This is a genomic window from Paenibacillus sp. 7541 (assembly GCF_002276395.1).
Classification (GTDB): domain Bacteria; phylum Bacillota; class Bacilli; order Paenibacillales; family Paenibacillaceae; genus Paenibacillus_AQ; species Paenibacillus_AQ campinasensis.
This window is the reverse complement of the sequence record NZ_NQLZ01000023.1, coordinates 63,944-79,936: the sequence shown is the minus strand read 5'-3', so window position 1 is coordinate 79,936 and position 15,993 is coordinate 63,944. Positions and strand designations below refer to the sequence as shown.

Here is a 15,993-nt window from a genome sequence, read left to right as displayed (position 1 = left end):
GCGAGACGATCAACGTATAGAGGGTGATTACAGCTTGAATTTGGCAAGCTCTTTGCGAAGCTCGCTCACAACCGATTCCAGCTGACTTACAGAACCGGAGATTTGCTGGATCGTTGCTACCTGTTCCTCGGCAGCCTCGGCCACGTTCTTCGCATCGTTCGAGGTCAGATTCGCAATCGACTTCAACTCCTCGACAGAGGCAGTGACCTGCTCGGAACCGGCTGACATCTCTTCAGATGCCGCGGAAACCTCAAGGATATGATCCGCTACATTGCGGGTAGCCTGGAGAATATTCGCGAATTTCTCCCGTACATCCTCGATAAGGGCCACACCTTCGCGCACGTCCTGACGGCTGACATCCATCACTTCCACCGCATTGAGTGTGTCTTGACGGATCTCCGTGATCAGCTGTGCGATTTGGTCGGTAGAGCTCTCCGATTGACCTGCCAGCTTCTTCACTTCCTCTGCAACAACCGCAAAGCCGCGTCCATGCTCGCCCGCTCTCGCCGCTTCAATCGACGCGTTCAGCGACAGAAGACGGATTCTGGATGTAATTTCGGTAATGAAATTCAATATTTCTTCAATCTGCATCGACCGCTCATTCAAACGCTCGATCGCCGATCCCACTTTCTCGGTGCCTTCCCCGATGCTGCCGATCTGCTTCACGGCCTGTTCCACAACGACAGACCCCGTCTCTGCATGGCTTGCCGCTTCCTGAGCAGCCTCAGATACCATGGAAGAGGTTTCGGCAATTTTAACGATGCCGCTTGCCATATCGCTCATCGAGGTTGCAATCTCGTTGGAGCTCGAGGCATGCGCATTCGCGCCTTCTGCAATCTGCTTAATGGAAGAACCAATCCGGTCCACGCTGTCCTTCGCCGTTTCCACGCCGCTGGCTACAACGCCGGTGACCTTCATGACTTCACTTGAGGAGCTGTTCACACCCTCTACCAGATGTTTCAAGTGAGATACGGTCTGGTTAAAGTCGCTAGAAAGCACGGCGATTTCATCCTTGCCGTCTACCTTGATCGTTTTCGTCAGATCCCCTGCCGCTACGTCCTTCACTGCCTCATTCAGTTGACGGATCGGCTTCAGCACTGTCGCCGTCAGCCAGGAGGCTGCCAAGATGGACAATACGAGAGCTGCTGCTGAAATCAGTGTCAGCGTGATCGTAAGCTCATTGATCGGAGCGTGGAGCTCCTTCGTTGGGGCTGTTACGAACACACCCCAATTCAGGTTCGAGGTCGCGTGGGCGGCGGTATATTGATTTCCGTCCATAACATAATCGAAATAGCCGGTTTCACCCGTTTTAACTTTCTCAAAAGCATTGGAGATCTCTGCGTTATCCAGATCCGAGACATTCTGTTCAAGGCCGAGCTCTTCATTCGGATGCCACATAATGGTTCCGGCAGCACTGAGCAAGAATGCAAATCCGGAATCTCCGAAGGTCAGGTCAGACACTTTCTGCTGAACCTCGTTAATCGGAAGTGTGGATCCCATATATCCATACTGCTTGCCGTCTTTCATAAGCGGAAGAATCATCGTTACGATGTTGTTACCTGTACGCTTGGACAATACCGGATCGGAAACTACAATCTTTCCTTCCCCTTTGCCTGCTTCCTGGTAGTGAACCCGGTCAGATACGTCCGTCACTTCTCCCAGAAAGTTAATGACATTCTTGCCTGTTAAATCATGTGAGAAGAAGAAGGTCTCGAATTCAGGATGCTGTTCCTGTGCTTTCTTAATAATGGCCAGGTCCTCATCCTTGTTTCCTGTAAGGAATTTACCTACGGCGTCCAGTTTGGCGATTTCCGATTCCATGAAATCGTTAATCGAACTCGCGAGGTTCTCTGCACTGAGCATCGCTTCCTTATTCAGGCTATTCTTCAGCAGATCCGACGATTCGCTGTAGCTAACCAAGAATACGGAGCCAAGGCTTAGCAGCAGCACAAGGCAAATCATGAAAATCATTTTCAGCTTAAGACTTTTTAGCATGCCGTAATTCCTCCCCGAAGATGGTCCTAGGGTCCTATCCGCTTTTCCTGCCTCTCTCTTTTTCAGGTCTCTTTTTTTCTGTAAGAGTCTGGATGCTTACATCAAAAAACAAACAAAATTTTGAAAAATGTTGGCTATTTCAGGTCGGTAAGGCTCCCTCTTACATTATCGGCAGCATAGTTATAGTTTTTGAGTAGCAAATTCGATATTTTTCGCCATTGATTTACATAGTCTTTTATACATAGAGATTTCCTGAATAAATAGTCTTTAAGGCATGCTATGAAATGTTTTACACACTACCTTTAGTCCTGTTTTACTATATATTCCTTTAAAGATATCATGATCCACTACATACAGAAACGGACAGCATAAAAAACCGACAGCCCGAGGGCTGCCGGTTCGTTCTTCTATTCTCATCGTTATGGAATCTGCATCCACACATAAGCGCTGCCTGGTGTTTCGCCAAGCGTCCACCATCTGGCTTCATAATTCAGGCCGTTATAGGTGACGCGGTCGCCGCCCCAGTAAGTGGTTGTCGCGCTCCATGCCGGATAGGTTGTTGAGCTGCCGGTCGTGGATACCGTTAACGGTGCCGAAGCCGCTGATTTGCTGCCTGCGCTGTTGACCGCCACCACGGTATAGGTGTAAGATGTGCCCGCTGTCAGGCCGCTGTCCGTATAGGAAGTCGATGTGGACGTTCCTACGAGCGAACCGCCGCGATAAACTTCATATCTGGCTGCTCCGGACGAAGCATTCCACGCCAGGGAGATGCTGGAATTCGTTCTGGCAGTCGAAGTGAGTCCTGTCGGCGCTTGCAGACCCGGATCCGGATTGCCGCCGCCGCCAACAAAGTTAACATCAATCACGTTGTAGAAGGCGTTCGCGGTATCTGCGACTTCCCATACGGCAAGGATCACATGATAGCCGGTTTTGGCCGGTACATTACAAGTCGAAGCATAGTTTGCCGGTGGTCTTACACCGCCGTAATCAATGGAGCAGAACGGCGTCAGATCGAATGAAGCTCTGCTCAGCGGTGCATTCGGATTCCATCCGTCTTTCGTAATATAGTATTTCCAGCTGGCCGTTGCATGTGCAGCAGTCAGTCTCCATTGGAAGGTTGTCGTGCCCGGGGTGATGTTCACTTTAGCCCAGCGTGTCGAGGACTGCTCGTCAAGTTTCGGGAACAAGCCGCCTGCGCTCGCAATTTGTCCGTCAGCAGGGCCTGCATTCGGCCAGCCCTTCGGGGCTTCCAGGCTCTGCGGCTCATATATGATGTTTCCACAATCCGAGTTCTGCCCTTCCTTACACAGATATGCACGGCTCGCTGGCGATTCAACATATCCGTGGGCGGACACTTTGTCCGCAAAAATGACCATGATTACACCCATCAGAATCGTCATCAAACCTACGGCCACAAGTTTCTTCATCCAAGCTTGATTCGGCAACCTTAACGTCATATAATACTCTCCTCCTTTTGGATATGGGTTGTGACAAAAACCAAGACGGCTCGAGCTTCATTCGTCCCGTTTCCCACCTCCCTTCCTTGCAGACCCGGAAAGCAGATATTCATGATCGTCTCGCCCTACAGAGGTCCAGCTCTGCATTCCACCCATTCACATAAAAACCAATCACCCAGAACTGGACCTAACATTTACCAGTTCTATCATTATTGTATAAGATCATTCTCACAGTTCCCATAATACAAAACAACGATTTATTTCACATTTCAATGACGTTCAAAAAATATATAACATAATCCGTAATTAATAGATTCATATAATGATATTAATTCTAACAAACAAGCTTGATACTACATAAAAAAGCCCCCTGCAAGTTAACCGCCTAACAATCGCGTGCGGCCTTCTGCAGTGAGGCTTCAAATCTCGAAATAATATTAACACCTGATGGATAAGGAACATGACCTGACGCTATTCAACGCCATCCTTGAAGTGCTTGCTGTAATGCTTATCCCCTTTATGCTCCAAATCCTCGACGGTCAGCTCCAGCGTCCGGACAACCTCTTCCTTGGCTTTCGCTAAGGTATCGTAAAACACACTTTCTTCCTGTCCGATGATCCGAACACCGCTGAGTGCCTGCATAGCTTGATATACCCGATGATGCTCGGCAAGATCATCAATGGCTTTCAGAGTATGCTTCATTTGAAGAAATAAATCCCTGTGCTGCTGTGTGGCCAGCCGCTTCTCCAGCGCCTCGATTCTGGCATTCATGTATCATCATCCCTTCACCTTGTAATCAACATCAATTATACCCACTGCCATTAAGTTTAACCATCGTGGGAAAAGCCTTTATTTTTTTGAATGAAACAGGAAAATGAACTGCCTGCCTAGAACAATGTTACACGGGCACGCTTAAATCTCTTGGCTATATCCACATAAACCATTTTTCGGAGGTACCTCATGGAGAAAAACAGTAGTCTTGGAAATGGGCTCGGGGGCAAAAGCATCATTCTGCGACTGGAGATGAACACCAAGGAAATCAAATTTGGGCAAGTGGCATCGGCCATCTTCGAGGCTGGCGGGGACATGGTCGCCATTGACGTCATTCAAGCCAGCGGCGATGTGACGGTTCGCGATATTACGATCACCGTAACAGACAGCGTCGATGTGCAGAACGTGACTTCCCGCATTCGCAGTCTGAAAGGGGTTCGTCTGGTCAACGTCTCGGATCGTACTTTCCTGATGCACCTGGGCGGCAAAATCGAAATTCAGCCGAAGGTGCCGATTCATAACCGCGATGACCTGTCACGGGTATATACACCTGACGTGGCCCGGGTGTGTGCAGCCATTCAGGAAGATCCCAAGAAAGCCTATACCCTGACCATAAAGAGAAATACGGTCGCCGTCATCTCCGACGGCAGCGCAGTGCTCGGGCTTGGGAATATCGGTCCTTACGCGGCCATGCCGGTCATGGAGGGCAAATCGATGCTGTTCAAGGAACTGGCCGGGGTAGACTCCTTCCCGATCTGCTTGGACACGCAGGATACGGAAGAGATCATCGCCTGCATCAAAGCGTTAGCTCCAGCCTTTGGCGGCATTAATCTGGAGGATATCGCCTCCCCTCGCTGCTTCGAAATCGAAGCCCGATTACGCGATGAGCTCGACATTCCCGTATTTCATGACGATCAGCACGGCACCGCTGTCGTACTGTACGCCGCATTGATCAATGCCTTGAAAATCGTCGGCAAATCGCTGGACAGCATCAAGGTTGTCGTCTGCGGAATCGGAGCTGCCGGGGTCGCTTGCAGCAAAATTCTGCTGGCCGCGGGCGTGAAGAACATCGTCGGTGTTGACCGAGAGGGAGCGCTTGTTGCGGGCAATTCTTATGCCAACTCCATGTGGGAGTGGTATGCAGAGCATACGAATCCGGAAAGGCTGCAAGGATCCCTGAAGGATGTAATTCAGGGAGCAGATGTGTTCATCGGCTTGTCCGCCGGCGGGATTCTGAGCCGCGAGGATGTGCAAAGCATGGCTGACCAGCCGATCGTATTCGCCATGGCGAACCCGGTTCCGGAGATCAAGCCTGAAGAGGTTGAGGATATTGTCGCGGTGATGGCTACTGGGCGTTCGGACTATCCGAACCAGATCAACAACGTCCTGTGCTTTCCTGGCATCTTCCGCGCCGCATTGGACTGCAGAGCGACAACGATCAATGAAGAGATGAAGCTTGCCGCAGCGGAAGCAATCGCCTCGGCCGTGTCGGATGAAGAGCGGAATCCGTCCTATATTATTCCGAGTGTATTTAATCAGAATGTAGTGAAAGCCATTCGCGAGCTTGTTGTCAAAGCTGCGATCGATTCCGGCGTAGCCAGAAAAATCCCTCGCGAATAGCCAAGCTATAGACGCCGTTCTGGTCGCTTGGGTTTCGCATCGTTTGAAAGCGCATACTCGCATAATATGCCAATGCCTCCCGGCAGACATCATTCGTCGCCGGGAGGCATTGTTCGTTTACGCCTTATCGGTCTGTGTGTAGATCACGATAGCATCTCGCAGGAAGCGGGCAGTTCCCGGCTGCTCCTGATCATAGTAAGCAGTGAACCGCTCATCATCCACGTACATTTGTGCCAGCCCCGCATGGGCTTCCTTGCTGTAATCGTTCCAGAAATAAGTCAGCCATTGCTTATGCAGCTCGGCCGCCTTCTGAGCCAGTTCGCTCCCGGGATCGCCTTCGACAAAAGCCTGCGCCAATGTGCGCTGAAGCTCCTCCGACAATCGGGTCACCTCGTCATGCTGCTCCTGGGTCATGTTCTTTACCAGCTCGTTCGAACGATTTATTGTCTCATCCCCATATTTCGCACGAACTTCAGCCCCGTATCGCTGTTCGTTATCCGCAATCAGCTTCTGCTTGAAACCTTCAAATTTCTCTTGATCAGTCATCGTCATTCTCCCTTCAGCGGAGGCGATCGTCTTCTCAACATTTGCGATCAGCGCCTCCAGTTGTTGTCGGCGGTCAAGGAGCTGCGAATGGTGCTGTTTAAGCGCTTGAACCCGGTCATAGGATGGCGAAGACATGATTTCCTTGATGTGCTCGAGCTGCAGGCCAAGCTCCCGGTAGAACAAAATTTGCTGAAGCTGATCCACCTGCTGCTGGCTGTATATCCGATAGCCTGACGAGTTGACTCTGGCCGGCTTCAGAAGGCCAATCTCGTCATAATATCGCAGCGTGCGAGTACTGATCCCTGCCAGACGTCCAAGCTTCTGCACCGTATATTCCATTCCTTTCACCTCCTGACAAACTCACTGTACACCTTGACGCAACGTTAAGGTCAACAGCTTTCAAACAAATCATTCGAATTCTACAAAAAAACTGCCCGATCGGGCAGTTCATCTACGCTCTTCACGTACAAGGCAATCATGCTCGGCGAGCAGCGAGCGAGTGATGCCTCCCTTCTTGCACCGAACAGCATGACAAGGCTGAGCGGCCTGTCTCAATCGCCCCGCATCTCGTGAATCGCCCGGTCAGCCAGATTGTTAAGCACGATGTCATCCATCGGCGGGTTATGCAGCCCGGCCCGAACATCTCTGTACATTCGCTCCAGCGGAAGCTTACGGGACAGACTGAGGCCGCCCACGATCCGCATCGCCTGATCTACGATGCGGATTGCCGCATTGGTGGCCATATATTTCGCCAGGCCAAGCTCCGGCTTGAGGGCCGCGCGCTGCCCGACCTCCCGATCCCATCGGTCAGCCACCTGGTACAGATAACTTCGAGCCGTAATCCAATCGACCTCCATCTGGGCAATTTGCCGTTTGACGTTCGGTAATTCCGCAATTGGGACCGTTGTGGAATTCGGCTGGTGACGGCAGGCAAAATCAATAGCAAAGCTTCGGGCAGCATAAGCGATGCCGAGATAACAAGCCGGTATGTGAAGCAGCGCCGCTTCGGTAGGAACAGGCGCGCTCTTCTCAGCAGCATCCGCCCCCCGAATCACCTCGTCATCCGGTACAAATACGTGATCAAGAATGACGTCATGGCTCCCCGTTGCCCGCATCCCGAGTGTGTTCCACGTCTCCTCTATGCGAACCCCGGGTCCGCGGCGGATGAGAAACAGCCCGGGTCTGTCGCAGCCCTCAATCGCTGCTGTGACCGTGAATATTTTCAAAATAGGGCTTAATGTGCTGAAGGTTTTACGGCCTTGAATGATCCAGCCCCCTTCCGCCCGGGTCGCGGTCGTCTGCGGTCTCCCTCCCCGGCTGGGGCTCCCGGTTGCCGGCTCACTCGCCAGCTCATTGATGACGACACCTTGCTCAACGATGTCTCTGCACAGCTGCTCAAACAACGGCTTCGGCCAGGCATCGGACAGACGAAGCTGAAGCAGCATTCCGATATGCCAGCCGACCGCCAGCGCCGTGGAACCATCTCCCCTCGCCAGCCGTTCCTGAGCCAACACCATCTCATATACGGAGGCTTCATCCCCTCCATAAGCCTTGGGTACGGTCAGCTTCAAATAACCGGCTGCGCTCAAGTCATCGAAGTTCTCAAACGGAAACGAGCCCTCTGCATCATGCAAGGGGGCTCTGTCTGCAAACACGGAAGCCAGCTTGTCGGCCATTGCTGCAATGCTTGCTTCGCGTTCATTCCGGATAAACGGATCTATGATTCCAGACTGATCCAAGTCCGACTCCCCCTTCTTCATCAATCACCTGTATTCCGATCATGTTTTAACCGATTGTAGCAGCGATCATTCGGAGTGTCAATGAAGGGGAAGGCCCCGGGGCGTTCCCGGGCAACGTTCGCCGGCAGCCTCCTCATGGCGCTTCTCCGCGATCAAGGTTACGACTGCAGCATCAGATGCCCGCCATACCGGGGGGACACCTGGCTAAGCATTGCTTCATCCAGCTTTCCGGATGCCATAAGCTCTTGGGCGGACTTTTCCAGATAGACCGTATTCCACACGATAACGGCATTCACGATAAAACTGTTCGCCAGCGCGAATAGAGGATATTCCTCGGCGCTTCTGCCGTTATAACTCCATTCCTGCTCCGGTATCAGCTGCTTGCTCAGCGCATTCATCTCCTGCCAGCGGAGTGAATCCCGCTCGATCCCTGCATGCAGCTCATTGGACCGAAGAAACTCGATGAAGAACAATGATTTCTCAATGCGGCCAATATCGCGCAACGCCTCATCCGCATCCTGCTGTGAACGAAGCTTTTCATATAATAGACTGGGCGGAACGCCGCCCGCTCTGACGGCATCCCTCGCCTGCCGGAGCGCCGTACTCGCTTCACGGATTACACGCGTGTTGATAAGCCCGGTTCTCATAAAAGGCAGCATCTTCTTCTTGTCAATTTGATATAACCGGGTGCTCTGGAAACGGTCCAGTCGAGGGATGAGCGGAATGCCAAGCAGATGGGAAAATCCAAACAGCCGATCCACATATCCAGAATAATGGCAGTAATGCCGCGCATAAGAGGAATCCTGACCCGTCGTTCCTTCAAGCAGGAACCCTGGCTGCGCATAATCGGTTATGCGGGTGGAGACAATCATCGATTGTTCGTTCATACAACGGTACAAATAGTATCGATCCGTCGTGTCAGCCCCCTGAAAGGCGCCTTCCGAAGACCGGGTGACCGGTACGCGAAGCAGATCGGAGGAGGTTCCGTAGGCTTCCGCCCAGATAGCTGCAAGCGGCAAGCGCTTCTGAAACGCTATCATTTCCCGCTGCGCCTGCGCGATCGCCTCTTCGTTCACCCGCCATTGAAGCGTATTCATATATTGGCGGTACGTTCCGGAGGGTAGCTGGGCGATAGGCTTCACGCCGGTCATCGTACCGAGTCCGACCAGAAGGGACAATATCCGGTCCTTCTCCTCTTGCTCCGGCTCCCGCCGGGTCGTTACATGCACGAATTGATCCGTAAACCCAATCCAGCTATCCACTTCCTTGAGCAAATCCAACAAACAAATAGCCGGAAGACGGCTGTGAAGATAGGGATTCAAACGCCCGGACTGACCCGGGTGCCGGGAACGCAGCGGCATGGAGCGGATCACGTAACCATGCGGGATACCGGTGCTGTGGGAGACCAGGGGCAGGCTTTCCGTCAACAGCCGTTGACGGTCTTGCAAATATGTATTCATTCGGTTGCCTTCGGGACAATCCGTTGAACCCCTTCCGGAATCGGGAAGCAGGTATGCCGTGTAAGGCTTGTGCAGCACGCTGCCATCCACCCACACATGGCCGGAGCGAAGCTGGTTGCGAAGCTCCACCAACACCGCCAGTTCATAGATGTATCCGTACACCCCGCCGCGATCATTCAGCAGCAGCCTCCGTCTTTTTCTCGGAACAAAATTGAGCATCGCTTCGGTAGGATCAAGGTGACGCTGCCCGTTCTCATTCATCTGGCGCAGCATCCGCACTGCTTCCAGCAGCGGCGCAGCGGAGTCGCTCCCTTGAAAATCCAGCAGCTCTAGCAGCACCGGCGCGTACTTGCGCAAACGGAAGAAGCGCTTCTTGAAGAGTGCACGGAACGCCGGAGTCAGGGCGGCATCCTCAGCCGGCGTCCTCTCTTTCTCCTTCTTGCGGTGCTGTCTCATGTCGGCGATAAATCGGGTAATCAAGCCGTCATGGATACGAATGGCCTCATCGATATAAGCCGATCGCAGCATCTGAAGATGAAGGGCAAGCAGCCCATACTTTTTCTCGGGGCGAAGTTTTTTGTACAGATGGGAGTCATACGAGCTGGCCATGCGGGTCACTTTCTGCAAACGTTTCGCAGGGATGCTCTCTGTATCTACACGGAGACCGAACTCGCTGAGGCAACGTATACGTTCTGCCACCTTCAGAAATCCTTCTGGCGAGCAAACTCCCGCCCCATCCCTCAACCAGCTAAGCGATTTGCGCATCTTTCCTTCCATAATGCCGTCAAGCAAGCTCTTCTGCTCTTCTGTAACAGCGGCACCCAGCATGGCATACATATGATGCTCTGCCCGGTGCATCGCCTCCCATATCATGCCCTCGATCGTAGAGATCGCCGGGAATATGAGCTTGTGCTCGCGAAGCCAGCCAACCGCTGCCGTCATCAGCACAACCGGATTGTCATCTTCCCATGCACGGTGATACAGCATGTCTGCAAGTGTGTGTTGATGCTGCTTCGCGAATCTCGCATAGCCATACGTTCTGCGGATCTCCTCCAGATGCTCCCTTCGGGTCGGCTCTCGTTTAGCATAATCGGAAAATACATCGGGCGATACGTGAATTTGCGAGGCTATATAGGCAAGGGTCGACTGCGGAATCGTCTCGTAGTGCAGAAGCGGCCAGCCTGGATAGGTGACCAGGGCCAGCTGCACAGCGAACCCTAAGCGATTATGATCTCGCCGATGGTGTAGAATATGGTCCAGCTGTTCCTGAGTGAACGTGTAGTATTGCACAGCCTTCGGATCGTTTGCTTCGGGTATGCTTTTAAATCGTCTTCGCTGCTCCTGGGTTAACACTTCCTTAGCGTTCATGTATCCCACTCTCCTGTCCGCAGGCGGGCCTCTCCCCTGATGCAGCTGACAACAAATCAACAAGGCCGCTAAACCATAATTTTAAGATGGTAAAAATGTAAAAATTCCCCTCGTGATATTGTAAAACCAGTTGCTAAACCTGTCAAATGACTACAGGATATTACAGCGGAGCCGATGCTGGCACAATATACAAATCAACAGGTGACCATCCGTGTCCATCGGCCAGTCTAGACGTAAAAAAGAGCCGGTACCGGCTCTTTATAAGTTGCTTTCGATGATCGCGTGACTCTCTGTTGTTGGATCATACCGGAGTTAGCTCCGCAGTATGCGTGCTGCATTCAGCACGGCCAGCAGTGTGACGCCCACATCCGAGAAGACCGCCTCCCACATCGTAGCGATATCGAATGCGCCCAGCACAAGGAATATGGCTTTCACTCCTAGTGCAAACACGATATTCTGCCATACGATGCGTCTTGTCCACTTGGCCACCTGAATGGCTGCCGGGATCTTGGACGGCTCATCGGTCATGATAACAATATCCGCAGCTTCAATGGCCGCATCCGATCCGAGTCCGCCCATCGCCATGCCGACATCGGCCCGCGCCAGCACCGGCGTATCGTTGATGCCGTCACCGACGAAGATGATTTTCTCCTTCGGTGATTTCTGCTGATCCAGCTTCTCGATCTCCTCGACTTTATGCTGCGGCAGCAGCTCGGCGTGCACCTGATCGATTCCGAGCTGGCGTCCAACCGCTTCGCCCACGGTCTTCGAGTCTCCCGTCAACATGACGGTCTGCTTGATCCCGAGCTCCTTGAGCGCACGGATCGTCTCCGCAGCATCCTCTTTCACTTCATCTGCGATCACGATATATCCGGCATACGCCCGGTTGATGCTAACGTGAACGATCGTTCCCGGATCTGTCGGCTGTTCAAACGGAATACGTTCACGGTTCATCAGCTTCGCATTGCCTGCCAGCACTTCGGTTCCGTTCACGTTCACCTGAATGCCGTGCCCGGATATTTCGTTATAATCCGATAGCAACGCTTCGTCGATCTCCTTGCCGTAGGCCGCCCGGATCGACTCGGCAATCGGATGGGCGGAATGCAGCTCTGCATAAGCCGCAGCTTCAAGCAGCTCCTCCTCCGAAACCGCACCTGCCGGCTGAATTCGGGTAACCGTAAATGCGCCTTTCGTCAGCGTTCCGGTCTTGTCAAAGACAACATATTTCACGTCGTTCAGCGCTTCAAGATAATTGCTGCCCTTCACCAGCACACCTCGCTTGGATGCAGCACCGATGCCGCCGAAAAATCCGAGCGGAATCGAGACAACCAACGCACAAGGACAGGAAATGACAAGAAATACAAGCGCGCGGTAACCCCAGTCCGCGAACGTCGCACCACTGATGAAGAGTGGGGGAACGAGCGCTAACAGTGCCGCAGCAATGACGACAACCGGCGTATAATAGCGGGCGAATTTCGTAATGAAATTTTCGGTTGGCGCTTTTTTGCTGCTTGCATTCTGTACCAGATCCAAAATTTTCGATACGGTGGACTCGCCAAATTCCTTGGCAACCTCGACGGTAAGTACACCATTCTTGTTAATAAAACCGCTCAGCACATCCTGCCCCGGCCCCACTTCCCTTGGCACCGATTCGCCGGTAAGCGCCGAAGTGTCCATGGCAGAGTAGCCATCTATAACTTTGCCATCCAGGGGCACCTTTTCACCCGGCTTGATCAGAATAAGATCGCCAACTGCCACTTCCTCGGGCGTTACCCGTCTCGTCTCATGGCCCACCTTAAGGTTCGCATAATCGGGCCGGATATCCATCAGCGAGCTAATGGACTTACGAGAACGATTGACGGCGATGCTCTGGAACATTTCCCCGACCTGGTAGAACAGCATGACTGCTACCCCTTCGGGATATTCGCCAATGATGAACGCCCCGAGCGTGGCGATGGTCATCAGAAAATGCTCGTCAAACACCTTGCCGCGAATGATATTCCGAGCTGCCCGCAGCACAATGTCTCCACCTATGATCAGGTATGCAATGAGAAAGAGTGCCAGTTCAATATATGCATAATCATAGTATATCGACGTTAGAATGGCGGCAGCGCCGATGCCGATCCCGAGCAGCAGCCGGGTCAGCAACCGTTTCGTACTGCCGGCGCCATGGTCATGCCCATGAGCATGGTCGTGGTCATGATGGGACTCGTGCTGATTATGAGTTTCCCCGTGGTTATCCTGCTGATGAGCCACCTTCGATCTGGAGCTTCCTTTTTCCAGGACGCGAATGTGCGGCTCCAGTTGCTTCACCTTCTGCTTGGCCTTTGTTACAATGTCCGTATCTCGATCCGGGTCGGTTTCCATCGTCAGCGTTTTGGTTACAAAATTAACGGAGCATGAAGCAACACCTTCAATTTTACTAACGCCGTTCTCAATTTTCATGGCACAGTTCGCACAATCGAGCCCTTCCAGGATAAGCTCTTTCTTCACTTTCTGCCGTGCTTGCATATCCAGCTCTCCTTCCCCATAACCATCGCATCAACATATGAGCAATTGTTCATATATTATCTACATCCATTATATGCACGTACCAAGATTGTTGTCAATCATGAAATATAAGTATTCCATCGCGCGCATGGACATTGAAATCAACTGGATGCCAAAAAAATAAAAACACCTACAGCGCGAGCTGCGGTGCTTTCATATTATTCACCATGCATCGTATGTTGAAGCGTCTGGGTAAAAATTTGCTCGATATGGGCATCATCCAACGAATAATAGACGGTTTTGCCGACTTTGCGCCGCTTTACAATCCTCATATTGCGAAGATACCGCAGTTGATGGGAGATCGCGGATTGCCCCATGCCCAGCAGCTCTGACAGATCGTGAACGCACAGCTCGCGCTGCAGAAGCGCATGAATCAGCTTTACCCGGGTAGGATCGCTAAATGCCTTGAACCAGTCGGCCACCTGCACAGCCGCATGTTCATCAATCAGCGCCGCCTTCACCGGCTTCAGATCCGTTTCTGTGCCCGCGCATGATGTATCACAATCTTCAGTCAACGGTCCTTTCTGCTCCATTCCGTAATCACCATCCTATTTTTACGCAATTACTATTTATTGTATAGCAATCGCACCAAAAACGAAAGGATTACGATTAAGGAGAGGGCCATGAAAATTCTTTCTCTAGTCATCACTCATGATTAGTTTCGTGTGAAGATATCCTTTGGACGTTTTAATGAGTAGAAGTAGTTTGTTGGAGGTATCTGTTATTTCGTGTATCCCATCTCCGGGTTTGAATAAAAATTCAGCATCCTGATTTTCAACACCAACATCTCCATCTTCTTTAACCATCGAATCAATGCCTTTGATTTCTCCGATTTGTTTTCCGATTCTATTCTTAAATACCTCTTCGTCCACTACCTCTGAACTTATTCCATAAAGCCTGCCATTAAAGTATAAAAATTCACTGTATTCCGACGACGGATTTGCTGTGGCAAAGTTCAATTTTTCAATATACTTATCGTTCTCATGGTTACATGCCATCAGAAGAAAAATTGCACAAATGCCGCAAAGCAGCATGAGGGATCGACATCGCGTATACATGGTTCATTCTCCCCCTATAATATTCGTTTTTTTCAAGCTTCTCTTCTTCAGGGCCAAATCCATCTTGTTGGCTGATTTACTACAAACAAAAAAGGGCAGAATAATCTGCCCTCATATGGTTAACGCTTGTAAGTGCCAAAACGTTTCCTATTTAATTCTAAACCTTACTTCCTTACCACTGTATATCCTTTATCCTCAAGCAGCTTAATGATGCCATAGTCGCCAAGGTAGTGAGCAGCGCCGACAACGATGAAATATTCTTCGTTGTTACCGTTTTTCAGGTAGCCGTCGATTTTCTCGGCCATCTCAATGTTTCTGTCCACCAGCATCGCCTGATGATATTCAGGCTCCTCTTCCATGCTGCCAGTCAGCTCCAGCAGCTGCTCCTCATTACCTGTCTTCCACATTTCGGCCATCTGATGAATCTCCTGATCCAGAAGCTCGAAGTGTTCCAGAATGGTATTCAGGTTCTTCTCCTGCAGCTCAAGCGAGAACCCGCTGAGCATTCCCAACTGGGATTCGTAGGACTCCAGCTCCAGAATTGGAATGTTTCGCTCGATCGCCTTTTGAGAGAAATACAGGTCGATGCCTGCCGTCGCATCATATCCGGACACCGTCATTTGCAGGTTGCTGATCATGACCTCCGCTACCCAAGGCTTGAATATATCCAGTGCATTGGGCTCCAGACCGAATTTCTCCAACGCTTCGCCAAGCTTGGCATAGGTGTCAGCCGAGATATGATCCTTCAAAGTCGTACCGTCCGTGTACATGCCCTTCTCCAGCATCAATCTCTGCTGCTGCTCATCCTCAGCTTTGGTCAGATCAATTTCCACGCCCAGATAATCCGCTTCGGCAAACGCCTCTTCAAATTCTGCACGCAGCGGGTAGAAGCTGTCATCAGCCACATGCATCGAGCCTACGAGATATACCGTATTCCCGTCATGCTCCACTTGCCAGAGGAAACCGCGCGCGCCTGTCTCCGCCGCTTCCTTGGAGAACAGAACTACCGTACGGGATGAAGCGTCCCAGCGAACCTCATAGCCTGCTGCGTCCCCAACAACCCGGATTGGCGCATAGGTCACGCCATTGATAACTTTCAGACTGCTTTTCAGCGTGATGGTCTGCCCGTTGACAACAGCCTGAATGATGCCGTCTTTCGCGCTTGTCAGCTGCCCATCCAGCGCCTGCAGCGTGCTTCTCAGCGGAACATAGGTTGTGCCTTTCTCAATGAGCGGAGCGCCTCCAGCATATTCAACCTGCTGATCATTGACCTTGATGTCCGGCTGGGCTGGACCAGCCATCACTGGCGTAGCCGTAGCCAGCAGCCCTGCGGAAATCATTACAGATAGCAGTACCCGTGTCCATTTTTTCATGTTCATATCTCCTTTGGTATATAGAATAATGATGAATTGCTGCGTCTAAGAAAAAG

At 51.6% G+C, this 15,993-nt stretch carries 11 protein-coding genes; 1 reads left to right on the top strand and 10 read right to left on the bottom strand.

Going from position 1 to position 15,993, the window contains the following annotated elements; genetic code table 11:
* Positions 1-27 precede the first annotated feature (27 nt).
* The 3 genes from CHH75_RS14855 to CHH75_RS14845 all read right to left on the bottom strand — a co-directional run bounded on the left by CHH75_RS14855 (position 28) and on the right by CHH75_RS14845 (position 4,223).
* A complete protein-coding gene (locus CHH75_RS14855) occupies positions 28-1,995 on the bottom strand; it encodes a methyl-accepting chemotaxis protein (RefSeq protein WP_095265970.1) in 1,968 nt (655 codons plus the stop codon).
* A gap of 419 nt (positions 1,996-2,414) precedes the next feature.
* Positions 2,415-3,452, bottom strand: a complete 1,038-nt coding sequence (locus CHH75_RS14850; protein ID WP_095398557.1) for a lytic polysaccharide monooxygenase — start codon at positions 3,450-3,452, stop codon at positions 2,415-2,417.
* 471 nt (positions 3,453-3,923) lie between these two features.
* Entirely contained in the window at positions 3,924-4,223 is a 300-nt protein-coding gene (locus tag CHH75_RS14845; protein WP_095265968.1) for a hypothetical protein, read from the bottom strand.
* Positions 4,224-4,412: 189 nt separating this feature from the next.
* On the opposite strand from CHH75_RS14845, the gene CHH75_RS14840 reads away from it, so the two are divergent.
* On the top strand, positions 4,413-5,843 hold the full coding sequence (locus CHH75_RS14840) for an NAD-dependent malic enzyme (RefSeq protein WP_095398556.1): 1,431 nt from the start codon (positions 4,413-4,415) through the stop codon (positions 5,841-5,843).
* A gap of 117 nt (positions 5,844-5,960) precedes the next feature.
* Here CHH75_RS14840 and CHH75_RS14835 read toward each other — a convergent pair whose 3' ends face one another.
* From CHH75_RS14835 to CHH75_RS14805, 7 genes are all read right to left on the bottom strand, one after another.
* Positions 5,961-6,728 (bottom strand): MerR family transcriptional regulator, encoded by a 768-nt coding sequence (locus CHH75_RS14835; RefSeq protein WP_095398555.1) that lies wholly within the window; start codon positions 6,726-6,728, stop codon positions 5,961-5,963.
* A gap of 212 nt (positions 6,729-6,940) precedes the next feature.
* A complete protein-coding gene (locus tag CHH75_RS14830) occupies positions 6,941-8,065 on the bottom strand; it encodes an acyl-CoA dehydrogenase family protein (protein ID WP_425320447.1) in 1,125 nt (374 codons plus the stop codon).
* A 221-nt stretch (positions 8,066-8,286) separates the two neighbouring features.
* Positions 8,287-10,956, bottom strand: coding sequence for a Tn3 family transposase (locus CHH75_RS14825; RefSeq protein ID WP_095398553.1), 2,670 nt, complete (start codon positions 10,954-10,956; stop codon positions 8,287-8,289).
* 312 nt (positions 10,957-11,268) lie between these two features.
* Entirely contained in the window at positions 11,269-13,467 is a 2,199-nt protein-coding gene (locus CHH75_RS14820) for a heavy metal translocating P-type ATPase (RefSeq protein ID WP_095398552.1), read from the bottom strand.
* A gap of 197 nt (positions 13,468-13,664) precedes the next feature.
* On the bottom strand, positions 13,665-14,039 hold the full coding sequence (locus tag CHH75_RS14815; protein ID WP_095265962.1) for an ArsR/SmtB family transcription factor: 375 nt from the start codon (positions 14,037-14,039) through the stop codon (positions 13,665-13,667).
* Between the two features lie 105 nt (positions 14,040-14,144).
* On the bottom strand, positions 14,145-14,504 hold the full coding sequence (locus CHH75_RS14810) for a hypothetical protein (protein WP_176475575.1): 360 nt from the start codon (positions 14,502-14,504) through the stop codon (positions 14,145-14,147).
* A 224-nt stretch (positions 14,505-14,728) separates the two neighbouring features.
* The gene (locus CHH75_RS14805; protein ID WP_095265960.1) at positions 14,729-15,937 is read right to left on the bottom strand and encodes a TraB/GumN family protein; all 1,209 of its coding nucleotides are present in this window, start codon (positions 15,935-15,937) and stop codon (positions 14,729-14,731) included.
* Between the last annotated feature and the right edge of the window lie 56 nt (positions 15,938-15,993).

Coding starts and splice junctions, on each gene's coding strand:
- CHH75_RS14855 (WP_095265970.1), bottom strand. CDS start 1,995: ATGCTAAAAAGTCTTAAGCTGAAAATGATTTTCATGATTTGCCTTGTG.
- CHH75_RS14850 (WP_095398557.1), bottom strand. CDS start 3,452: ATGACGTTAAGGTTGCCGAATCAAGCTTGGATGAAGAAACTTGTGGCC.
- CHH75_RS14845 (WP_095265968.1), bottom strand. CDS start 4,223: ATGAATGCCAGAATCGAGGCGCTGGAGAAGCGGCTGGCCACACAGCAG.
- CHH75_RS14840 (WP_095398556.1), top strand. CDS start 4,413: ATGGAGAAAAACAGTAGTCTTGGAAATGGGCTCGGGGGCAAAAGCATC.
- CHH75_RS14835 (WP_095398555.1), bottom strand. CDS start 6,728: ATGGAATATACGGTGCAGAAGCTTGGACGTCTGGCAGGGATCAGTACT.
- CHH75_RS14830 (WP_425320447.1), bottom strand. CDS start 8,065: ATGGCCGACAAGCTGGCTTCCGTGTTTGCAGACAGAGCCCCCTTGCAT.
- CHH75_RS14825 (WP_095398553.1), bottom strand. CDS start 10,956: ATGAACGCTAAGGAAGTGTTAACCCAGGAGCAGCGAAGACGATTTAAA.
- CHH75_RS14820 (WP_095398552.1), bottom strand. CDS start 13,467: ATGCAAGCACGGCAGAAAGTGAAGAAAGAGCTTATCCTGGAAGGGCTC.
- CHH75_RS14815 (WP_095265962.1), bottom strand. CDS start 14,039: ATGGAGCAGAAAGGACCGTTGACTGAAGATTGTGATACATCATGCGCG.
- CHH75_RS14810 (WP_176475575.1), bottom strand. CDS start 14,504: ATGGCATGTAACCATGAGAACGATAAGTATATTGAAAAATTGAACTTT.
- CHH75_RS14805 (WP_095265960.1), bottom strand. CDS start 15,937: ATGAAAAAATGGACACGGGTACTGCTATCTGTAATGATTTCCGCAGGG.